Source organism: Agrobacterium sp. FDAARGOS_525, assembly GCF_003938925.1.
GTDB classification, from domain to species: Bacteria; Pseudomonadota; Alphaproteobacteria; order Rhizobiales; family Rhizobiaceae; genus Agrobacterium; species Agrobacterium pusense.
On the sequence record NZ_RKIU01000003.1, the window covers coordinates 2,601,904 to 2,623,324 of the forward strand.

21 protein-coding genes, 1 tRNA gene and 1 pseudogene are annotated in these 21,421 nt (G+C 59.1%); 9 read left to right on the plus strand and 14 right to left on the minus strand.

Annotation, left to right across the window (positions count from 1 at the left end; genetic code table 11):
• Nucleotides 1-29: 29 nt before the first annotated feature.
• The 5 genes from ccoP to cobU form a co-directional block, all read right to left on the minus strand.
• Entirely contained in the window at nucleotides 30-893 is an 864-nt protein-coding gene (ccoP, locus tag EGT36_RS14130) for a cytochrome-c oxidase, cbb3-type subunit III (protein ID WP_125270480.1), read from the minus strand.
• A 2-nt stretch (nucleotides 894-895) separates the two neighbouring features.
• Nucleotides 896-1,048: a CcoQ/FixQ family Cbb3-type cytochrome c oxidase assembly chaperone gene (locus tag EGT36_RS14135; RefSeq protein WP_004441852.1), complete on the minus strand. Its 153-nt coding sequence runs from the start codon at nucleotides 1,046-1,048 to the stop codon at nucleotides 896-898.
• Nucleotides 1,049-1,060: 12 nt separating this feature from the next.
• Entirely contained in the window at nucleotides 1,061-1,792 is a 732-nt protein-coding gene (gene ccoO / locus EGT36_RS14140; protein WP_006697431.1) for a cytochrome-c oxidase, cbb3-type subunit II, read from the minus strand.
• 9 nt (nucleotides 1,793-1,801) lie between these two features.
• The gene (gene ccoN / locus EGT36_RS14145) at nucleotides 1,802-3,424 is read right to left on the minus strand and encodes a cytochrome-c oxidase, cbb3-type subunit I (protein ID WP_035208797.1); all 1,623 of its coding nucleotides are present in this window, start codon (nucleotides 3,422-3,424) and stop codon (nucleotides 1,802-1,804) included.
• A 237-nt stretch (nucleotides 3,425-3,661) separates the two neighbouring features.
• On the minus strand, nucleotides 3,662-4,183 hold the full coding sequence (gene cobU, locus EGT36_RS14150) for a bifunctional adenosylcobinamide kinase/adenosylcobinamide-phosphate guanylyltransferase (protein WP_037092844.1): 522 nt from the start codon (nucleotides 4,181-4,183) through the stop codon (nucleotides 3,662-3,664).
• Nucleotides 4,184-4,684: 501 nt separating this feature from the next.
• Here cobU and EGT36_RS14155 point away from each other — a divergent pair.
• Nucleotides 4,685-5,377, plus strand: coding sequence for a DUF599 domain-containing protein (locus EGT36_RS14155; RefSeq protein WP_006697428.1), 693 nt, complete (start codon nucleotides 4,685-4,687; stop codon nucleotides 5,375-5,377).
• A 68-nt stretch (nucleotides 5,378-5,445) separates the two neighbouring features.
• Nucleotides 5,446-6,411 carry a heparan-alpha-glucosaminide N-acetyltransferase gene (locus EGT36_RS14160; RefSeq protein ID WP_125270481.1) on the plus strand — a complete coding sequence of 322 codons (966 nt, stop codon included), beginning with the start codon at nucleotides 5,446-5,448 and terminating at the stop codon, nucleotides 6,409-6,411.
• A gap of 245 nt (nucleotides 6,412-6,656) precedes the next feature.
• Here the strand turns inward: EGT36_RS14160 and EGT36_RS14165 are convergent, their stop codons facing one another.
• Complete coding sequence (locus EGT36_RS14165) at nucleotides 6,657-7,043, minus strand: MerR family transcriptional regulator (RefSeq protein ID WP_004441868.1); 387 nt, start codon at nucleotides 7,041-7,043, stop codon at nucleotides 6,657-6,659.
• Nucleotides 7,044-7,117: 74 nt separating this feature from the next.
• Nucleotides 7,118-8,545, minus strand: coding sequence for a magnesium transporter (gene mgtE / locus EGT36_RS14170; protein WP_022556183.1), 1,428 nt, complete (start codon nucleotides 8,543-8,545; stop codon nucleotides 7,118-7,120).
• 393 nt (nucleotides 8,546-8,938) lie between these two features.
• On the opposite strand from mgtE, the gene EGT36_RS14175 reads away from it, so the two are divergent.
• Genes EGT36_RS14175 through EGT36_RS14185 form a run of 3 tightly spaced genes read left to right on the plus strand, consistent with a single transcriptional unit; the run spans nucleotide 8,939 to nucleotide 12,051 of the window.
• A complete protein-coding gene (locus tag EGT36_RS14175; RefSeq protein ID WP_037092798.1) occupies nucleotides 8,939-11,239 on the plus strand; it encodes an FdhF/YdeP family oxidoreductase in 2,301 nt (766 codons plus the stop codon).
• Nucleotides 11,239-11,538 carry a hypothetical protein gene (locus EGT36_RS14180; RefSeq protein WP_037092799.1) on the plus strand — a complete coding sequence of 100 codons (300 nt, stop codon included), beginning with the start codon at nucleotides 11,239-11,241 and terminating at the stop codon, nucleotides 11,536-11,538. Before EGT36_RS14175 ends, EGT36_RS14180 begins: the two co-directional genes overlap by 1 nt.
• An 18-nt stretch (nucleotides 11,539-11,556) precedes the next feature.
• Nucleotides 11,557-12,051, plus strand: coding sequence for a peptide deformylase (locus EGT36_RS14185; protein WP_037092801.1), 495 nt, complete (start codon nucleotides 11,557-11,559; stop codon nucleotides 12,049-12,051).
• Between the two features lie 3 nt (nucleotides 12,052-12,054).
• Here EGT36_RS14185 and EGT36_RS14190 read toward each other — a convergent pair whose 3' ends face one another.
• Entirely contained in the window at nucleotides 12,055-12,483 is a 429-nt protein-coding gene (locus EGT36_RS14190) for an OsmC family protein (RefSeq protein WP_004441881.1), read from the minus strand.
• Between the two features lie 124 nt (nucleotides 12,484-12,607).
• Here EGT36_RS14190 and EGT36_RS31310 point away from each other — a divergent pair, with 124 nt between their 5' ends.
• Nucleotides 12,608-12,775, plus strand: coding sequence for a Thivi_2564 family membrane protein (locus EGT36_RS31310; protein ID WP_003502827.1), 168 nt, complete (start codon nucleotides 12,608-12,610; stop codon nucleotides 12,773-12,775).
• A gap of 171 nt (nucleotides 12,776-12,946) precedes the next feature.
• Here the strand turns inward: EGT36_RS31310 and EGT36_RS31315 are convergent.
• Nucleotides 12,947-13,174, minus strand: a pseudogene (locus EGT36_RS31315) (PAS domain-containing protein); the annotation flags it as partial.
• Nucleotides 13,175-13,796: 622 nt separating this feature from the next.
• Nucleotides 13,797-13,881: transfer RNA gene (locus EGT36_RS14205), tRNA-Leu, on the minus strand.
• Between the two features lie 189 nt (nucleotides 13,882-14,070).
• Between EGT36_RS14205 and lipB the strand changes: the two genes are divergently transcribed.
• The 3 genes from lipB (at nucleotide 14,071) to EGT36_RS14220 (ending at nucleotide 16,945) form a co-directional block, all read left to right on the plus strand.
• Nucleotides 14,071-14,802, plus strand: a complete 732-nt coding sequence (gene lipB / locus EGT36_RS14210) for a lipoyl(octanoyl) transferase LipB (RefSeq protein WP_037092803.1) — start codon at nucleotides 14,071-14,073, stop codon at nucleotides 14,800-14,802.
• A 64-nt stretch (nucleotides 14,803-14,866) separates the two neighbouring features.
• The gene (locus EGT36_RS14215; protein WP_037092804.1) at nucleotides 14,867-15,934 is read left to right on the plus strand and encodes an NAD(P)-dependent alcohol dehydrogenase; all 1,068 of its coding nucleotides are present in this window, start codon (nucleotides 14,867-14,869) and stop codon (nucleotides 15,932-15,934) included.
• Nucleotides 15,935-16,006: 72 nt separating this feature from the next.
• On the plus strand, nucleotides 16,007-16,945 hold the full coding sequence (locus EGT36_RS14220; RefSeq protein ID WP_037092846.1) for a DMT family transporter: 939 nt from the start codon (nucleotides 16,007-16,009) through the stop codon (nucleotides 16,943-16,945).
• Between the two features lie 18 nt (nucleotides 16,946-16,963).
• Here EGT36_RS14220 and EGT36_RS14225 read toward each other — a convergent pair whose 3' ends face one another.
• The 4 genes from EGT36_RS14225 to secDF form a co-directional block, all read right to left on the minus strand.
• The gene (locus EGT36_RS14225) at nucleotides 16,964-17,422 is read right to left on the minus strand and encodes a hypothetical protein (protein ID WP_037092806.1); all 459 of its coding nucleotides are present in this window, start codon (nucleotides 17,420-17,422) and stop codon (nucleotides 16,964-16,966) included.
• Nucleotides 17,423-17,548: 126 nt separating this feature from the next.
• The gene (locus tag EGT36_RS14230; RefSeq protein WP_125270482.1) at nucleotides 17,549-18,394 is read right to left on the minus strand and encodes a phytoene/squalene synthase family protein; all 846 of its coding nucleotides are present in this window, start codon (nucleotides 18,392-18,394) and stop codon (nucleotides 17,549-17,551) included.
• A 23-nt stretch (nucleotides 18,395-18,417) separates the two neighbouring features.
• Nucleotides 18,418-18,810: an Mth938-like domain-containing protein gene (locus tag EGT36_RS14235; RefSeq protein ID WP_022556191.1), complete on the minus strand. Its 393-nt coding sequence runs from the start codon at nucleotides 18,808-18,810 to the stop codon at nucleotides 18,418-18,420.
• Nucleotides 18,810-21,374 (minus strand): protein translocase subunit SecDF, encoded by a 2,565-nt coding sequence (gene secDF, locus EGT36_RS14240; protein WP_125270483.1) that lies wholly within the window; start codon nucleotides 21,372-21,374, stop codon nucleotides 18,810-18,812. Before secDF ends, EGT36_RS14235 begins: the two co-directional genes overlap by 1 nt.
• Between the last annotated feature and the right edge of the window lie 47 nt (nucleotides 21,375-21,421).

Sequence of the window (21,421 nt, forward strand, 5' to 3'; positions counted from 1 at the left end):
ATGCGGCCCCTGCTTTTGCTCAGACGCTCTTATTCGCCGCCGCCCAGCGAGTGCACGAAGATCGCAAGCTGCTTGACCGTCGTGTCACCGAGGCGCTCACCCCAGGCGGGCATGACGCCATGCTTGGGAGAGCGTATCTGCGAAACGATCCCCTCTTCGCCATGAGATTTGAGCCAGATGACGTCGGCAAGATTGGGTGCACCGAATTCGCGGTTGCCCTTGGCATCGTCCCCATGGCAAGAGGCACAATTGTCGGCAAACAGCTGCCTTCCGGGTTCCACCAGCACCGGGTTGGAAGGCGTTCCCGTGAGGCTGAACACATAAGCGGCAACCTGACGAATTTCATCCGGCTGCAGTATATCGCCAAAGGCCGGCATTTCCGAAGCACGTGTGTCTGGATCATCCTGAAAGCGGATGCCGTGCTTCACCGTCGTATAGATATCATCGACGCTGCCGCCCCACATCCAGTCGTCGTCATTGAGGTTGGGATAACCCTGCCCGCCCTCCGCGCCAGAACCGTGACACTGAATGCAATTGACCTTGAAAGCGGCAGCACCGCCCGAAAGGGCAAATTGCATCAGCGTCGGGTCCGCCTGGATGTCGGCAAGCGACGAATTGGCGATCTTGTCGACATAGATGCTCTGAGACTGTCTGGCATCGGCCAGGTCCGCGGCGATTTCGGCACGGCTGTTCCAGCCGAGGACGCCCTGGGTTGCACCTGAAATCAGCGGCCATGCCGGAAAAGCGATGGTGTAGCCGATGGCCCAGACAATCGTGGCGTAGAATGTCCACACCCACCAGCGAGGCATGGGGTTGTTCAATTCGCGAATACCGTCCCACTCGTGGCCGGTGGTTTCGACGCCGCTGATTTTATCGATGTGTTTTTCGGACATGTTCAGTCCTCCCTGAGCGGAATGCTGGCCGCATCGTCCGCGGCCCTTTTCGAGCCTGGGCGAAGCGTGAAGATGACGACGCCGGCGAAGAACAGGGTCATGGCAAGCAGGCCCCAGCTATCGGCGAAGTGGCGCATGGCCGTGTAGGTTTCCATCGTTCCGCCTCCTCACCGGTAACCGGCGGCATCGTCATAGGTCGAGAAATCGACCAGCGTGCCGAGCATCTGGAGATAAGCGACCAGCGCATCCATCTCCGTGAGCTTTGCCGGATCGCCGTCGAAATCGCCGACCTTGGCCTTGGGATAGCGCGTCAGCAGTTCCGACGAATCCGCATTCGGGTCCGCCTGGGCGGCGAGATCGGCCGCGGATTTCTCGATCATCTCGTCGCTATAGGGCACACCGACAGCACGGTTGGCCTTCAGCTCCATGGAGATGTCAGTGATCTTGAGCGGCGTTGTCTTGAGGAAGGCATAGGACGGCATGATCGATTCCGGCACCACCGAGCGTGGATCAGCCAGATGCTGCACGTGCCATTCGTTTGAATAACGGTCACCCACGCGCGCCAGGTCAGGCCCCGTACGCTTCGAACCCCACTGGAACGGATGGTCGTACATGGATTCCGCCGCCAGGCTGTAATGCCCATAACGTTCCACCTCGTCGCGGAACGGGCGGATCATCTGGCTGTGGCAGACATAACATCCCTCGCGAATGTAGATGTTGCGCCCGGCCAGCTCCAGCGGCGTGTAGGGCCGCATGCCTTCCACCTTCTCGATGGTGTTTTCGAGGTAGAAGAGCGGTGCGATTTCCACGATACCGCCGATCGAGACCACCAGCAGCGAGCCGACCAGAAGCAGGGTGGCGTTACGTTCGATGACGCCGTGTTTGTCGAGTATGGACATCGGCCCCTCCTATTCAGCGGGCTGCAGCGAAGGAGCCGCGCCTTTGCTGGCGCCCTCCTCGCGTTGATGACCGAGGATGGTCATGGTGACGTTGTAGGCCATGATCAGCGCGCCGCTGAGGAACATCAGGCCGCCCAGTGCACGCATCACATAATAGGGGAACAGCGCTGCCACCGATTCCGCGAAGGAATAGACAAGGAAGCCCTGGCTATCATATTCGCGCCACATCAGCGCCTGCTGGATGCCGGCCACCCACATGACGGCGGCGTAGATGACGATGCCGAGCGTGGCGAGCCAGAAGTGCCAGTTCACGAGTTGCAGGCTGTAAAGACGGTCCCTGCCCCACAGCTTGGGCGTCAGATAATAGATCGCGCCGAAGGTGATCATGCCGTTCCAGCCGAGAGCGCCCGAATGCACATGGCCGATGGTCCAGTCGGTATAGTGGCTGAGCGAGTTGACGGCCTTGATCGACATCATCGGGCCCTCGAAGGTGGCCATGCCATAGAAGGCAACCGCCATCACCATCATGCGCACGATGGGATCGGTACGGATCTTGTCCCAGGCGCCAGAAAGCGTCATCAGGCCGTTGATCATGCCGCCCCACGATGGCATCCACAGCATGATCGAGAACACCATGCCAAGCGTCTGAGCCCAGTCCGGAAGTGCCGTGTAATGCAGGTGGTGCGGGCCTGCCCAGATATACATGAAGATCAGCGCCCAGAAGTGGATGATCGACAGGCGGTAGGAATAAACCGGGCGGTTCACCTGCTTCGGAATGAAGTAATACATCATGCCGAGGAAGCCGGCCGTCAGGAAGAAGCCGACGGCGTTATGGCCATACCACCATTGCGTCAGCGCGTCCTGCACGCCCGAAAAGGCGGAGTAGCTCTTGACGCCGAGAAAAGAGACTGGAATGGCGAGGTTGTTGACGATGTGCAGCATGGCAATCGTCACGATGAAGCTCAGGTAGAACCAGTTCGCCACATAGATATGCGGCTCCTTGCGCGTCAGGATCGTGCCGAGGAACGTGATGAGATAGGCAACCCAGACGATCGTCAGCCAGATATCGACATACCATTCCGGCTCCGCATATTCGCGTCCCTGCGTTATGCCGAGCAGATAGCCGGTGGCGGCCATGACGATGAAGAGGTTGTAGCCCCAGAACACGAACCAGCCGAGATCGCCGCCGAACAGGCGTGCCCGACAGGTTCTCTGCACCACGTAGAATGAGGTGGCGATCAGCGCATTTCCCCCGAAAGCGAAGATCACCGCCGACGTGTGCAGCGGCCTTACACGGCCGAAATTGAAATAGGGCGCAATGTTGAGATCCGGAAAAGCAAGCTGCAGCGCCACCACGACGCCGACCAGGAAGCCGACGACGCCCCAGAAGACGGTGGCGATGACACCGTATCGTACGACTCCGTCGAAATATTCCGACTTGCGCCGGGCCCGCGCGGCCGGATCGACGGGCGCAAAGGAGACACGGCGCAACAGAAGCACCGTGCTGACCAGCAGCGTAAAGAACAGCACCCACATATGGGCGGCGAAAAGACTGTCATGGGCGAATGCCGCCCCGAGCAACGCGAGAAAGGCCCCAAGGGCCACGATCGCGGTTTCCAGTGTGTAGTTCATTGTTGGTTTCCCCCAACGTGCAAGCCGACCGACGAAAGGCACTGCATGCGCCTGGGAGAGCGGACGTGCGCCTTTGCGTCGGTTGGAGCATTGCCACCGGGAATGGGAAGCGACCTTGATCCAGATCAAGAAAGCAAAGCTCCCGCAGCCTCGCCAAAATGCGGCTCGCATTTGCAGGGGAAATTTGCCTCTAAGCTGGAGTGCGGCGATGTCGACCGCGCTTTCGCGGGTGCCGCTTCAGCCCTTCATTTTCAGGGGCAACCCGGCGGCGACGAAAAAGACCTCACCGGCAACGGCGGCGATTCGCTGATGCAGCCGCCCCGCATGATCCCGGAATTCCCGCGCCATCCGATTTTCCGGCACGATGCCGAGACCGACTTCATTGGAGACGAAAATCAGCTTCGCCCGAGCCGACAGGATCGCCGCCTCAAGTGCCGCGAAGGCAGCATCGAAATCCGCATTTTCCATCATCAGATTGGTAAGCCACAAAGTGAGGCAATCGACGAGAACGACATTGTCCGGCCGGTCCAGCTGCTCCAACATGGCGGCGATATCGACGGGCGCTTCATGGGTGGTCCATTCGCCGCCACGCCGCGCCTGATGATGGGCGATCCGGTCACGCATCTCGTCATCCCAAGCCCGGCCGGTGGCCAGATAATGCAGGTTTCCGCCCGCCTTTATGGCAAGCTCTTCCGCAAAACGCGATTTGCCGGAGCGCGCGCCGCCAAGAATGAAAACGGAGCGGTTATTATCTGTCATGGGAAACCTGAAGGAAGAAAATAAACGGACCGGCATCTTCGCCGGGTCGCGAGCCAGTGACAGGCGGACATGAAGGGAACGATTCGTAGAAAAGGCGTCCCCCGGTTGCTCACGCCGGACTGCCGCTGATACCGGGCCGGAAAAAACAAGACCTGCCTGCAGGATGCGGGGCATATCAGTCTTGATGCTCCGGATACCGGAAACACCGGTCCGGAAGAAAAGCTAGGTGCGAACGTCCATCCTGTCAATCCGTCCCTGCCTTTGGTGAAAAACCAGGCGGAACCGGTACGCAAAACCTTAACCCGGAACCGGCAGACCTGTCGTCCGCGACAGGACTGATAAAGCGACTTGGTTACCGGAAAGTTAGCGTTAAACCGAATGATGAAACCGCAACGCCAAAAGAGAATATGGGAGTGACGTCAGCCGCCGCCATTGCCTTGCCATGGCCTTCAAATCAATATGGTTTCGAAGATTCGCAAACAGCAAGGTGGCCTGCCCGTAATGACCGTCATCGACTATATCGCGATTGTCGTTTTCATCCTTCTATGGGCCGCCTACACCCATGTGACGACGGGAACGAGGCTGTTTTCGCGCGCCAGCCTCAACCAGGCCATGGCCGAGCGCCGTCGTGACTGGATCATGAATTCGCTGAAGCGCGACCTGAAGATGATCGACACACAGATCATGGCCGGCCTGCAGAACGGAACCGCCTTTTTCGCTTCCACCTCCATCTTCGCCATCGGCGGATGTTTTGCCCTTCTGGGGGCGACCGAGCAGGTCGAGTCGGTGTTTCGCGACATGCCTTTCGTGCATTATGCCGGTCGCACGGCTTTTGAACTGAAGGTCATCGGGCTCACCTGTCTCTTCGGTTACTCCTTCTTCAAATTCGGCTGGTCCTACCGGCTGTTCAACTATTGCACCATCCTCTTCGGCGCCATTCCCATGGTGCACGACGTCGGCGCCGACCGCGAGGCGGCGGAACGCGCGGCCGAGAACGTCATCAAGATGAACATCATCGCCGCCAAGAACTTCAATGACGGCCTGCGGACCATCTTTCTGTCCATCGGTTATCTCGGCTGGTTCATCAGCCCCTATGTCTTCATCGCCAGCACGGTCATCATCATTGTCGCGCTCTTGCGCCGCCAGTTCTTTTCCGAGGCGCGACGCGCCATCATGGAAGAAAACAGGCCTTGAAATAGCCGCACTTCAAGGGCCAAGCCGAGCAAGACACCGGCCTTACCGAAAGCTGAAAAACGGAAACCATGGACACAAACACAGTCGCCGACGAAAACCGCCGTAAAGGCCGCATAGGCGGCCTCGACACGCTCCGCGGGCTGGCCCTCATCGCCATGGCGTCCTACCACTTCACGTGGAATCTGGAATATTTCGGTTATCTCGAACCAGGCACGGCAACCACGGGCCTCTGGAAGCTTTACGCACGCGGCATCGCCACGTCATTTCTGTTCCTTGCGGGTTTCAGCCTGTTTCTCGCCCACGGCAAGGGCGTGAACTGGCCATCCTTCGGCAAGCGTTTCGCCACGGTGGCCGGTTCGGCGCTGCTCATCACCATCGCCACCTATTTTGCCTTTCCGGACAGCTTCATCTTCTTCGGCATCCTGCATAATATTGCCGCCGCAAGCCTCGTGGGACTGTTGTTCCTCAGGGCACCCGCAGCCGTGACACTGCTTTTCGCTGTGATTGCTTTTATCCTGCCGCAATATCTGCAATCCGAACTGTTCAATGCAAAATGGCTGGCCTGGATCGGCTTTTCCACCCAGCCACCCCGTTCGAATGATTATGTCCCGCTGCTGCCCTGGCTTGCGCCGTTCCTCGCCGGGCTTGCGGTCTCGCAATTCGTCTCGCCGCGCGGCTGGCTCGACCGCTTTCGAAGCCCGAGTTCACCTCGCAACCTTTTTGCAAGCGCCGGCCGTCACAGCCTTGCCTTCTATCTCATCCACCAGCCGGTATTAATCGGCCTTGTTTACACCCTGTCGCTCGTCGCCCCGCCCCCGCCTGTCGATCAGGTCGAACTATACAAATCAAGCTGCGAAAAAAGCTGCGTCGAACAGGCGAACGGGCTGGAGCTGTGCCAGCGCTTCTGCGGCTGCACGCTGGAGAAGCTCCAGGCGGAAAGCCTTTTCGACATCATGATGGAAGGCAAGCTGACCGCGGATCAGCAGACGAAGGTCAGCGAAGTGGCACAGCAGTGCACTGTTGAGGCGCAGTAGCGCAGGCAGCCAGAGCGTCAGCGGTCGCCGTCTTTCCTCCCCCTTTCCGGGAAGAAGGTGGCCCGAAGGGTCGGATCAGGGGGCAAACGTCGGTGATAAATCGAGACAATGTCCCCGCGACATTCTCATCGGCTGGGAAAAGGCTAGCGGAACCCGCTCGTTTCCAATGAAGTAAAGCGGAGCGTCTTGGAGACGTTCACGACAGTTGCGTCAACGGAATATCCGATACCACTAAAAAGCAGTGCTCAGGTCCCAACGCCGATTTCGGCAAGACGCGTCAGACAGGCTTCTTCGACATTGTCGAGCTCCGCCAGCGTCTCCTCGATATCCTTGCGCTTCTGCCGAAGATCGGCGCGCTTTTCATCGACCTTCTTCATCAGAAGCACAAGCTGGCCCGATTCCCCCGGCGGCTCCTTGTAGACCTGAATGATCTCGCGGATTTCGGCTATCGTGAAACCGATACGGCGACCGCGCAGGATTTCCTGAATGAGACGGCGGTCCGCAGCGCGGAAAAGCCTGGTGCGCCCGCGCCGCTCAGGATGGATCAACCCTTCATCCTCATAAAATCTGAGTGTGCGGGTGGAAACACCGAATTCTCGGGTCAGTTCGGTTATGCTATAATATTTGTTCACGGGCCTATCCGATTCCTAACCGGATCATTATTATTTGACCTTCACGTAAAAGTCAATTTTATGGCCGACCTTGCCTATCCCGAAATTCCGTACCACCAGGTCGCTATTCCCAGGAAGGCAAAAAACCCGACAATGTCCGTCACCGCCGTTACGAAGACGGCAGATGAGACGGCAGGGTCAGCTCCGAACTTGTCGAGGACGAGCGGAATGAGAATTCCCGCCAGGGCCGCCGCGAGCATGTTGAGACACATGGCCGTGGCGATGATGCCCCCAATATGGATGTCCTGAAACCATAGCGCCGCGACAACGCCGATGGCGCAGCCGAACAGCATGCCGTTCAGAATGCCCACCCCCGCCTCGCGCCGGATGATGCGGGCGGCATTGTTGATATCGAGGCTTTTGGTGGCGAGAGCGCGCACCGATACCGTCATGGTCTGCGATCCGGCGTTGCCGCCCATGCCGGCAACCGCAGGCATCAGGATCGCCAGCGCGACGATCTGCTGGATCGTCGCATCGAACAGGCTGATGACGGAAGCGGACAGAAAGGCAGTGATGAGATTGACGGCGAGCCACGGAACGCGGGAACGCGACGTGCTGGCGATGGAGTCCGACAACTCTTCGTCACCCACACCGCCGAGACGCAGAAGGTCTTCCTCGGCCTCTTCCTGGATGACGTCGACCACGTCATCGATGGTCAGCACGCCGACCAGCCGGCCGTTATTGTCCACCACGGCGGCGGACAGAAGGTCGTATTGCTCGAAGAGCTGCGCTGCCTCTTCCTGGTCCATTTCGGCTGGAATGGAATGGTTTGTCTCATGCATGATCGTTTCGATCTTCACCTGGCGCTTGGCCCGCAGCACCTTGTCGAGATCGAGCGCGCCGACCAGCTTGAAAGTGGGATCGATGACAAAAATCTGGGTGAAGGAATCCGGGAGTTCCTCCTCCTCTCGCAGATAATCAATAGTCTGCCCGACAGTCCAGAATGGCGGCACGGCGACGAATTCCGTCTGCATGCGCCGACCGGCCGAGCTCTCAGGATAGTCCAGCGCCCGCATCAACCGCACGCGTTCGGTGAAGGGCAGCTGCGAGAGAATGTCCTTACGATCCTCGTCGTCGAGGTCTTCAAGAATGTAGACGGCGTCGTCCGAATCGAGTTCGCCGATACCGGCAGCGATCTGCTCGTTCGACATCTGATCGACGATATCGAGGCGGATACCTTCATCCACCTCGGTCAGCGCCGTCATATCAAAATCGGAACCGAGCAGCCGCACAAGCGCGTGGCGCTGTTCCGGGAGAATGGATTCAAGCAGGTCTCCGAGTTCGGATTCATGCAGTCGCGCCACATTCTTGCGCAGGAACAAGAGGTCGCGATCGGCGATTGCCGCACCCACCATCGTCAGAAAATCGGAACGCACCGAGCCATCTTCGGCATAAATATCCGACGGGGCATCCGACGGCTTCAATTCATCGGGCGCGACAGCGTCGTCGTCACGGTCTGTCATCTGGCGTCCCCTTGTATTCAAATGCCGCAATGCTCGGATTCGAAGGCAGAATGGCGTTAAAAAGCATATTGTCAACAACCGGATAGCTGCAAATACCTAAGCTTCGCGCGTGTCGCGAAAATTCCATTCGTCATTCCTCTTCGCCTCTCCGGCAGGACCGGGCGGAGTGCGGCTTATAAGCATGAATAGCCGATCCGTGCCGCTTATTTTACGACAACGCCCGCACCCTTTACGCCGTTCCGCAGCCGAGGTTGAGAGCCATGACGCCGGTTTTACCGCAACGCACAACAAAGGCGTTGACAGCCGATGCGGATGGGCGCTTCTGAAGATATTTTTGACAAAGGACAAACCGCGCCGACCGGACGCGGAAAGTCAGTTTCGGGGTAGCAAACCATGAGCAAGACGGGTTTCATCGGCAAGGCATCGTCCGCCGCAGGCGGTTGGGGCGCACTTAAAAGCGTCGGCAAGCGCCTTCTGGAATCCGGGGCACCGATCTCGGGCGTCCGCACCCTGTTGAAGACCAATCAGCCGGATGGTTTTGACTGTCCCGGTTGCGCCTGGGGCGATCCGGAACACGGCTCCTCTTTCGAGTTCTGTGAAAACGGCGTCAAGGCGGTATCCTGGGAAGCGACCGAAGCCCGCGTGCCGCCGGAGTTCTTCGCCAGCCACACCGTCTCCGAACTGCGCGGCTGGTCCGATTACGAGTTGGAAAAACAGGGGCGTCTCACCCATCCCATGCGTTATGACCGGATGAGCGACAAATACCTGCCCGTATCGTGGGACGAGGCCTTTACCGAAATCGGCAGCATCCTCAACAATCTCGACAACCCGAACCGGGCTGAATTCTATACGTCCGGCCGCGCTTCCAACGAGGCGGCTTTCCTTTATCAGCTGATGGTGCGGCTTTACGGCACCAATAATTTCCCCGACTGCTCCAACATGTGCCACGAGGCAAGCGGTGTCGGATTGAACGCATCGATCGGTGTCGGCAAGGGAACGGTGCTGCTCGAGGACTTTGAAAAGGCCGACGCGATTTTCGTGATCGGGCAAAACCCGGGCACCAATCATCCGCGCATGCTGGGCGACCTGCGCCGCGCCGCCCTGCGCGGCGCCCGGATCGCCGTCTTCAATCCCATTCGCGAAAAGGGGCTGGAGCGCTTTGCAGACCCGCAGGACAAGATCGAGATGATCAGTGGCGGCAGCACGAAGATTGCCACCAATTATTACCAGCCGCGCCAGGGCGGCGACATGGCGGCGGTGCGCGGCATGAGCAAGGCGGTCTTCACCGCTGACGACGCCGCAAGGGCGGCGGGCGAACCCGCCATCATCGACTACGACTTCATCGCCGAACATGCAGCGGAGTTCGAGGCCTACCGTGCCGCCGTCGAAGCGACGAGCTGGGAGACCATTCTCGACCAGTCCGGCCTCACCCGCGAGGAGATCGAAGAAGCCGCCCACATCTACATGAAGGCCGGCTCCGTCATCGCGACATGGGCCATGGGCGTCACTCAGCATCGTCACTCGGTCGTCATCGTGCGCGAGATCACCAATTTCATGTTGCTGCGCGGCAATGTCGGTCGTCCCGGTGCGGGCCTTTGCCCCGTGCGCGGTCATTCCAACGTTCAGGGCGACCGCACCGTCGGCATCGATGAAAAAGCACCGCCCGCACTTCTCGATGCGCTGGAAAAGGAACTCGGCGTTACCATGCCGCGCAAGCCCGGCCACAATACGGTGGAGGCTGTGGCGGCCATGCTTGAGGGCAAGGCGCAAGCCTTCATTGCGCTCGGGGGTAATTTCCTGCGCGCCACGCCCGATAGCCCGCTTATTATCAAGGCATTCGAAAATCAGAAGCTCACCGTCAACATCGCCACCAAGCTCAATCATTCGCATCTCGTGCCGGGCGAAACCTCGTTCGTGCTGCCTTGCCTGGGGCGAACCGAGATCGACCGCAATTCGGCAGGCCGGGCGCAGATCGTCACGGTCGAGGATTCCATGAGCATGGTGCACGGCTCCGGCGGCATCAATCCACCAGCGTCGGACGAATTGCGCTCGGAAGTCGCCATCATCGCCGGCATCGCAGAAGCGACGCTGGGCAGCGGGCCTGTGAACTGGAAAGCGCTCGCTGATGATTACGATCTTATCCGCGACATGATCGAGCGGGTCATTCCCGGCTTCGAGAATTTCAACGAACGCGTTCGCGTGCCGCGCGGCTTCCGTCTGCCCAATAGGGCTGCGGAACGGCAATGGAACACACCGGCGAAAAAGGCGATCTTCTTCAGCGGCCCCCTGCCCGAACAGACCGAACACCAGCAGGCGCTCACGCGCGAGAACCTTTTCGTCCTGCAGACCTTCCGCAGCCACGATCAGTACAACACCACGATCTACGGCATGGACGACCGCTATCGTGGCGTTTATGGCGAACGCCACGTCATCTTCATGAACCCGGCGGATATGCAAGCGCTCGGCGCCCATTCCCGCCAGCGTGTCGATGTCGTTGGCGAATATGGCGATGGGGTCGAACGCATCGCACAGAATTTCCGGCTGGTGCCCTACAATATTCCGCGGGGCAGCATCGGCGGTTATTATCCGGAACTGAATGTGCTGGTGCCGCTGTCGAGCTATGGCAAAGACAGTTTTACACCGACGTCTAAATCCGTGCTCGTGTCCGTCCGCCTGCGCCCGGATGCCTCCTGATGAATGAGGAACAGTCCGCTGATGCCTTCATGGCTGCGGTGGCACGGGTTCAAGAGCGATCGCAGCCCTTGCTGACATCCACCGGCGCGGCGATACTGATTGCGGTCGACTTCAATATAGCCACAGACAGCCGCGGCATTGCCAACAGGCTGGGTCTTGCACATGCCCTCGTTCTGCGCGAAATCGCCGGTCTGTCACCGCGCTTCGTGCAGGTGACGAGACGCGATACCCGCACCCAGCGCAGCTTCCTGGAAGCGACGGCGGAGGGAAAGGCGCTCGCCGCCGCCGCCCGGATTTGAAACGAACGGAGCATTTCCTTGGCAACCAGGCCTATCCTGCCCTATCCGCATCCCGGCTTATCGGAAATCTGCGAGCCGGTCACGGTGTTTGACGGGCAATTGCAGGATCTTGTCAGCGACCTGATCGACACGATGCGCGCCGCCCCGGGTGTCGGCATCACCGCCGCCCATATCGGCGTGAAGCAGCGTGTTTTTGTGTTGGAACTGACGCCGGGGACGGTTCTTACCTACGTCAATCCCGAAATCATCGGCCGCGCCACGCAGACCATGCGACATGTGGAGGGCAGCGTCTCGATGCCGGGCTTCACGGACGAAGTGGAGCGGCCATCCAAGATCGAAGTGAGGTTTCAGGACATCGACGGCACGGAGCACCGTCAGGCCGTCGAGGGATTTCACGCCATCTGCATCCAGCACGAGATTGACCAGCTTGACGGCATTTTCTGGGTGAAGCGGCTTTCGAAGCTGAAACGCGACCGGCTGGTGAAGAAATGGGAAAAGTCGAGGAAGCCGTAACCGTCAGCTGGTAATCGACAGCACAAACTCCGCATCGCCCTTCAGCGTGTTGCTGACGGTGCAGATATCCTCCGCCCTGTGCGCAAGCGCCAGTCGCTCCGCAGCGTTGAAGTTTCCGGCGATCTCCATCCGAATGTCGAAGCGGATGATGCGATAGGGCTCATCAGCCGATTTCTCGCCGGAGACATCAACACGAACACCCTCGAACAGATCGAGCAGTCCCAAGCTGCTGGCTGCGATGCGGACGCTGAGCGCCAGGCAGGCGGCCAGCGAGGAGTATAAAAGATCGATTGGGTTAAACCCTGGCTCCGAAATCCCCGTGACGATGTCCAGAGCGCCACCGGTGACCGACGACACATGAGGACGGCCAAGCCGCCCCACGCTGACGGAAGCGCCGACCGGCCTCGATTTCATCCTCACGCTCTCGGTCATTCAGAAAATCCTAATTTAATCGCGCGCAATCGACCACATGGAACAAAATACCGGCTGGCGCCTTTTTACTCACGCAACGGTGAACCATCGTTGAATATCGAATTTCAATAGGGAGCTGGGACATATGGTTACATCTACGCTCGTCAGCATTCTGATCACCTTCCTGGTGATTGTGCTTGTCTTGTGGCTCATCGCGCGACTGCCCGTTGGCGGCGGCGCCAAACAGATCGCACAGGTTATCGTCATTATTATCGGCATTATTTCGCTGTTGAAATATCTCGCCGTGTTCTGATGTCCCGGCAAGGCGCAGACGAAAAAAGGCGGCGAAAGCCGCCTCTTTTTTGTTGTCGTTACTGGCGTGGTTCAAACTGGTAAGTTTTTTCAGCGTGATATCCCGGACGCTGCCTATACCGAGAAAAGGCGTGCCCTCCGGATCGAAGATCGCCCTGCCCTTTGCCGCGATCCATCGGCTAGAGCCGTCAGGCAGGTTGACCTTGTAACGCTGATCGAAAAAGACGCCCGTGGTGATGCTGTCGAAAATGGCCTGTGCCACCCGATCGCGCATCTCAATATCGATCCTTTCCAGAATCTCCTCGATCGTTACCCCGCGTGATGCAACCGGTTCGGAAAATCCATGGCATTCCGCGGTAATCGCATCCATGATCAGCCTGTTGTCGGAAATGCTCCACATGTAATAACCGAGCGCATTGTCTGAATCCGTCTTGTCCCCCTGCACGAAAACCCCCGGATATTATTTCCTGACAAAAGCTAACATCAGACCTCTCATATTCCACCCCTCGTTTTGTGGGGGGAGCAGACGAGCTACCAAAGCGTGCATCAATATCCACCGGAATTTTCCAGCAATCCAAATTGTTGCGCCGTTCTAAAACGGACGACAAATTCCGACGAGGTATCGCAAACATGCGGGCGTGCGCCTACATGGCTGGGATGACATTTCGAGGAGTTCAAGATGATGCGAGCCGCCCTTACTTTCGGATTGCTGACCGCAACCGTCTTTCTGGCCGGATGCCAGACGTGGCATAGCCCATATCGTGGAAACGAGTGGCGAATGGATCAGGTAATGGATGGGGACCCCTACCGTGTCGGGGACGGACAGCGTTACCGACGCTAGTTCAGTCCGGCCATTCAATTCGGGCGGCGTCGGGTCAATGATTTGCCGCCCGTAATTTTTATAATGCTGACGGCAAGATAAAACACGGTAGCCGAATTGGCTCCGACGCAGCCTGGCGTCTTGTGGGGTCAGGGCTAACTGATTGGCTAAAAAAGAAAAAACCCGCCGAAGCGGGTTTCTTTGGTGCGGTCGAGAAGACTCGAACTTCCACGGGTTGCCCCACAGCGACCTCAACGCTGCGCGTCTACCAATTCCGCCACGACCGCATCGTGGTAGGCGTCGACTTGCGCCGACGGGGGTGCATGTAGCAAAAGGATTTTGGGTGCACAAGAGCGTCGTGACAGTTTTTTGAAATTAAAAATCGCACTGCACCATCCTATATGCAGGAAGCCCGGAAATGCTGGGGTTGCGGCCGTGACGCCATTTTGCGAGAAGGCTGTGGAAAGGACTTTTTCATGCTCACACGCACGGATATCGAGACAAAAATGCTCCCCGCCGCCGGTTCGCCGGCCGTTCGCTGGCGAATCTCTGATGGCCTCGTGCCTTACGAGCAGGCGGTAGAGGAAATGGAGCGCGAGGTTAGCGCCATCGCAGCTGGCGAGGCAGACGAACTCGTCTGGCTTCTGGAGCATCCGCCGCTTTATACGGCCGGCACCAGCGCCGATGTGGCCGATCTGATCGAACCGGATCGTTTCCCGGTCTTCGCCACGGGGCGCGGCGGCGAATATACCTATCACGGCCCCGGCCAGCGGGTCGCTTACGTCATGCTTGATCTCAAACGCCGCCGCCAGGATGTCCGCGCCTATGTGGCGGCACTCGAGGATGTCATCATCCGCACACTTGATAAGATGAACGTGCGTGGCGAGCGGCGGGAAGATCGCGTCGGCGTCTGGGTCAGGCGCCCCGAAAAACCTCTCCTGCCGGATGGCGGCATGGCAGAAGACAAGATTGCCGCACTGGGTATCCGTCTGCGCAAATGGGTGAGTTTTCACGGGCTCGCGATCAATGTCGATCCCGATCTCTCGCACTTCACCGGCATCGTTCCCTGCGGCATCAGCGCCTATGGCGTCACCAGCCTTGTCGATCTTGGATTGCCGGTTATGATCGGTGATGTCGACGTCCTGCTGCGCGAGGCCTTCCAGGAGGTTTTTGGCCCGGCAGTCCCCGAAACCGGCGCTGGCGGCTGACCGCCGCAACCCTTGCCGCAGGCCGGTGTTTGATGCACGGATCACCACAAGAGGAGGAACGACCATGTTCACAACATCCGCTTACGCCTGCGACGACGGTTCTTCACCGATGAAGCTCGCGACCATCAAGCGTCGCGATCCCGGCCCGCGCGATGTCGAAATCGAAATCGAATTCTGTGGCGTCTGCCACTCCGATATCCACACGGCACGCAGCGAATGGCCGGGCTCTCTTTACCCCTGCGTTCCCGGCCACGAAATCATCGGCCGTGTCGGCCGCGTGGGTTCGGATGTCACCAGGTTCAAGACGGGTGACCGCGTCGGCGTCGGCTGCATCGTGGATAGCTGCAGGCAATGCGCAAGCTGCGCCGAGGGGCTGGAGCAATATTGCGAAAACGGCATGACCGGCACCTATAATTCGCCTGACAAGGCGATGGGCGGCGGAGCCCATACGCTTGGCGGTTACTCCGCTCATGTTGTGGTCGATGACCGTTACGTTCTCAGCATACCCGAAGGTCTCGATCCGGCCGCTGCCGCACCCCTGCTCTGCGCGGGCATTACAACCTACTCCCCGCTGCGCCACTGGAATGCAGGCCCCGGCAAGCGGGTCGGCGTTGTCGGTCTCGGTGGCCTTGGTCATATGGCGGTGAAGCTCGCCAATGCCATGGGCGCGACGGTGGTGATGATCACGACGTCGCCCGGCAAGGCTGAAGACGCAAAAAAACTCGGCGCCCATGAGGTGATCGTCTCCCGCGATGCGGATCAGATGAAAAGGGCCGCTTCGAGCCTCGACCTCATCATCGATGCCGTCGCCGCCGACCATGACATCAACGCTTATCTTGCCCTGCTGAAGCGAGACGGCGCGCTGGTACAGGTGGGTGCGCCGGAAAAGCCGCTGTCGGTAATGGCGTTCAGTCTCATTCCGGGCCGCAAGACCTTTGCCGGCTCGATGATCGGCGGCATTCCCGAGACCCAGGAAATGCTGGATTTCTGCGCCGAAAAAGGCATCGCCGCCGAAATCGAGATGATCGATATCGATCAGATCAACGATGCTTATGAACGCATGATAAAAAGCGATGTGCGTTATCGTTTCGTCATTGATATGAAGAGCCTGCCGCGCCAGAAGGCCGCCTGACCTGCGAAGGGGGGCAGCCTTTAGCGCCCCCTTCTCTCAATGGACCTTCCGGTCGAAAGCGCTATTCGAACCATGACCAGCCAGACCGGTTTCAGCGATGTCGCCAAGGGCATGACGATCATGGCGACCTGCATGTTCGTGCTGCCCGTCATGGACGCAATAGCCAAATACATGGCCGTGGTCGGCGGCATGTCACCGGCGCAGGTAACCTTCTATCGCTTCTTCTTCCAGGTGGTCTGCACCCTGCCGCTGCTGCTCATGGTCTCACCCAGCGCGCTTTTCAGCGCGAAGCGTCCGTGGATGAACTGCCTGCGCGGCGTATTGCACGCTTCCGCCAGCCTGATGTTCTTCGCCGCAGTCAAATACATGCCGCTTGCCGATGTGTTCGCGATCTATTTCGTAGAACCGTTCATGCTGACGATGATGTCGGCTCTGTTTCTCGGCGACAGGGTCGGCTGGAAGCGGTGGACGGCGATCGTGGTAGGCTTCGGCGGCGCGATGATCGTCATTCAGCCGAGCTTCGAAATCTTCGGCTGGACGTCGCTGCTGCCGGTGGCCTGCGCATTCCTCTACACGCTCTACCTCTTCCTGAACCGAGCCATCGGCGACGCCGACAGCCCGCTTGTGATGCAGACCATGTCGGGCATTGCCGGCACGGTATTCATGGGAGCGGCCCTGCTTGCCGGCGATGCGCTCGGCGACAAGGATTTCGCCGTCTCGCTGCCGCAATCGGGATTGGCCCTGGCTCTGCTCGTGCTGCTAGGATCGATATCCGGCTACATGCATCTGCTGATCGTCAGGGCTTTCAGGCTGGCCCCGCTCTCGCTGCTGGCACCGTTCCAGTATTTCGAGATCATCTCGGCGACGATCCTCGGTTATGCGCTGTTCTCGGATTTTCCGACGCCGTCGAAATGGCTCGGTATTTTCATCATCGTCGCATCCGGCCTGTTCATCATCTGGCGCGAAGGCCAGCAGGCGGGGGCCAATCGGCCGCCGCTCGACGGGCAGTGACGGGCCATGCGATAGCCATCAGGTGCCGGAAGGCAGCGGCCCTTCATCGTGATGATCCTGCGCCTCGACGAGACTGCCGAGCAGCCAGAGAGAGACTTCGGCCGCCTCTCCTGCCGATTTGAATCGGTATGAACCACTATATTTCGGCATGTCGAAGAAGGTAACGACGAAACCGTCTCCGCTTTCCAGGCTCTCCACTCGGATCCGCTCGGGATCGATCATCACGCAGACGTAATGAGAACCCATGTTGCGCATGAAGCCGGCCTTGTTGTCGTGCAGCCGCACGAAGGCAGCGCCTCCATCTGCCGTCATGTACAGGCTTCTGATCGCCTCATTGGGAAAGGCGCGGGCGAAATCCATGATCGCCTGCCCGACATCATGGCTGTTGTCCTCATCCGTCGCCCGCGACATGCGCCAGGCATAAACGGCAAAGACCAAAAGCAGCACGAAAACGATAATCCAGATCGCCATATTCATCCGGAACGCTCCCTCAGCAACCAAACATCATGGGTCGCGAATCGAAACAAAGCGAACCCGGTTCGCTTTGATAGGAAACGAGGCTTGCGCGAAGTATGGCTCCCGCATCGGCGCCAGGAGCGACGATCATAAGCGCTTGAGGAAAGATGCTTTTGCCAACAGCCATTGCCGACGAAGCTGCGATAATTGCACTTCGCCTTCAAACACGCCCGCGCCAGCCTTTCTCGCGGCCGTTATGACCGGTCCGGAAATGGCGACGGGCAAATAGGCCGCAAAGACGTTGCCCGAAATGCGAGCGCGTCTTGCCTTCTCGATATGATCCAGCGCATGGGCCGCGAACAGTTCGATGGCAATGCCGATCCGCTGTCGGTCCGTGCCTTCAAGGAACGTCTCCCGGTCAAGCCCGGCGGCCGAGAGCATGTCGGCTGGAATATACACCTGACCACGGCGACGGTGCAGTGGCATGAGCAGCATCATGCCGGCCATGGCCTGCGCCACACCCGCATGTCCAGCCGCTTCCGCGCTTGCTGCGGCCTCTTCCGGAGACAGAACGAGGCTGGCAAGCTGGATCAGCGCCGAAGCCGTTTCCCCTGCATAGCCTTCAAGCGCGTTGCGATCCTCGAAAGGATCGTAATAGAGATCGAAGATGCGCGCCTCGATCATGTTGGAAAGCACCGGTCGCGGCAGTCTGTAACGCTCGATCGTTTCCAGAAGCGCCGACGCGACAGGGTGCGACTGGCTGTCCCCATGGGGACTTCCCTCGAGCAGATCGCGCCACCATTGCATGCGCACCTCACCTGGCAGCGCTTCACGCACGGAATCGCGAATACGCGCAATCTCGGCGTTAAAGGCATAAAGCGCTGCAAGAGCGTTGCGCCTGTCCGCGGGAGACAGAAGACAGGCGAGATAGCGGTCACGATCCGTATCGCGCAACGTCGCAAGGCAGACGTCGAGATTTTCTGTGGGTGCCATGGTTCCCCGCGCGGAGCGTTACGTCAGCCTTCGACGGCAATCAACGCCGCAGCCACGGCGCGCGATTCCGAAAGCATGATATTGTAGGTGCGTACGGCGGCACCCGTGCTCATCGGATCAATGGAAATGCCCGCTTCCTTGAAAGCCGCGCGCAGCTCCTTCGGCAGAACCCGCATACCATCTCCCGTGCCGATCAGCAGCACTTCGATATCCTGCGCTTCCGCCAGAACCTTTTCGAAATGCCCGACGCTCAGTTCTTTGGCGTCAACGGGCTCCCACCCGTAAATGCCCGAAGGCAGGAGCAGAAGCGAGCCTCGATGCGACATGTCGGCAAAGCGGAAGCCGCCATTGCCATAAGCATCTATGGGCGCCCGGCCGGGAAAATGGGCCGGGCGTATTTCGATCCCGCCGGCCATCAGACGGCAGGCTTGCCGCCGATGGCGTTGCCGGACTTTTCATCCTTCTCGTCTTCCGCGTCCTTGCTATCAGGACGAAGCTTGAAGGCGATCAGCACCGGAGCGGCAATGTAGAGCGACGAGAACACGCCGATACCGACACCGAAGAGCATGGCGAAAGTGAAGGAGCGGATGACCTCGCCACCGAAGAGGTAGAGCGCGAGCAGCGCCAGAAGCACGGTCAAGCCGGTGAGGATGGTGCGCGACAGCGTCTGGTTCAGCGACACGTCGATAATCATCGACAGCGGCATCTTCTTATAGCGCCTGAGGTTTTCGCGGATACGGTCATAGATGACGACGGTGTCATTCAGCGAATAACCGATAATCGTCAGGATCGCCGCGATACTGGTGAGGTTGAACTCTATCCCCAGGAACACGAAGAGGCCGATTGTGAAGACCACGTCGTGCACCATCGAAATGACGGCGCCGAGCGCAAACTGCCATTCGAAGCGAACCCAGATGTAGATCATGATCGCCGTCATGGCGAGCAGGATGCCGATCGTGGAGGTGAAGGTGAGGTCACCGGAAACGGCGGGGCCGACAACTTCAACGCGGCGGAAGTCATATTTGTCCTCAAGCTCGCCGCGCACCATGGTGATGGCGGATTGCTCGGCATTTTCGCCGCCTTCCTGCGCCTGAATGCGGATGAGAACATCCTGCGGCGTACCGAAATTCTGAGCCTGGATTTCACCCAGGTTTAGCTGGTTCAGACGATCGCGGATATCGGCCAGATCGGCCTCACCCTGCTTGGCACGGACTTCGATGACGGAGCCGCCCTGGAAGTCGATACCGAGGTTCAGACCCCTGGCGATGAAACCGCCAACGCAGGCAAGCATGATGACGCCGGTGATCATGAACACCACGCGACGGTAGCGCATGAACGGGATGTCGCGACCGTCGAACATGGCGGTACGAACGCCCTTCGGCAGATGCTTCGGACGACTGCGGCGAACCCAGTAACCGAACATCCACGCTGTCAGTGTATAGGCCGTGAAGACGGTCGTGATGATACCGACGGCCAGCGTAACCGCAAAGCCCTTGACCGGGCCCGTGCCCATGTAGAACAGCACGCTCGCCACGATCAGCGTCGTCAGGTTGGCGTCAATGATGGTCGCAAAGGCGCGGGTAAAGCCATTATCCAGTGACTGGATCAGTGGTTTGCCGCTTTTCACCTCTTCGCGTATTCGCTCATAGATCAGAACGTTGGAATCGACAGCCATGCCGATGGTCAGGACGATACCGGCGATACCCGGTAGTGTCAGTGTCGATCCGATCACGCTGAGGACGGCCAGCAGCATGATGACGTTGACCACAAGAGCGATATTCGCCAGCAGGCCGAAGAAGCCATAGAACACGAACATGAAGATGAGGACGCCCACGGCGCCAATGGCGCTTGCCGTCAGACCGGCGGTAATGGAGTCGTTACCGAGGCTCGGACCGACGGTACGCTCTTCAACCACCGTCAGCGTCGCCGGCAGCGCACCGGCGCGCAGCAGCACAGCAAGGTCGTTCGCGCCCTGCACCGAGAAATTACCTGAAATCTGGCCCGAACCGCCAATGATCGGCTCACGGATGACAGGCGCGGAAATGACCTGATTATCGAGCACGATGGCGAAAGGCTTGCCGACATTCTGCTGCGTCGCCTGCGCAAACCGCTGCGCGCCGCGGCTGTCGAAGCGGAAGGTGACGACGGGTTCATTGGTCTGCTGGTTGAAGCTTGCCTGCGCGTCGACGAGATTGTCGCCGGAAACGAGCGCACGGCGCTCCACGAGATAGGGAACCGGCGGATCGTCCTGCGAATAGAGAACCTCGGACGTCGCTGGCGGACGGCCGTTCATGGCTTCCTGCACCGGCATGGTGGTGTCAACCATGCGGAAGGAGAGCTTTGCCGTCTGGTTGAGAAGTGACTTCAGGCGCTGCGGATCCTGAAGACCAGGCACCTGCACGATGATGCGGTCGGAACCCTGACGCTGGATGAGCGGCTCGGTCGTGCCGACTTCGTCAACGCGGCGGCGCACGACTTCGATGGACTGCGAAACGGCTGATGACAGGCGGTAATCGATGCCCTCATCCGTGAGATTGAGACGCAGCAGATTGTCGCCACCATCATTCATCGTCACTTCGGTAATGGAGCCGCCGACCAGCGTACCGGCGGATACCGGCTGCGTCAGGTCGCGAAGTGCGTTCTTGGCGGCTTCCAGCTGCGCCGGATCGCTGATGCGGACCTGAATCTGCTGGCCGTTGCCGGTCAAGCCCGAATAACGGATGTTGGCATCGCGAAGCTGCGTTCGCACATCGCCCACGATGGTTTCGAGCCGTTCCTTGACGATGTCGGAACGCTCGATCTTGAGCATGATGTGGGAACCGCCCTGAAGGTCGAGACCGAGCGTTACCTTGTTGTCCTTGTACCAGGCAGGCATGCCCTCCAGCTGTTTGTCCGTAAACAGATTGGGAGAGGCGATGACGACGCTTGCCAGCACAAGCAGCCAGATGAAGACTGTTTTCCAACGGGAAAAATGAAGCATTTCGATCTCGGTCAGGGTTGGGGTCGCGCTCTGCGCAACCCGTCAAA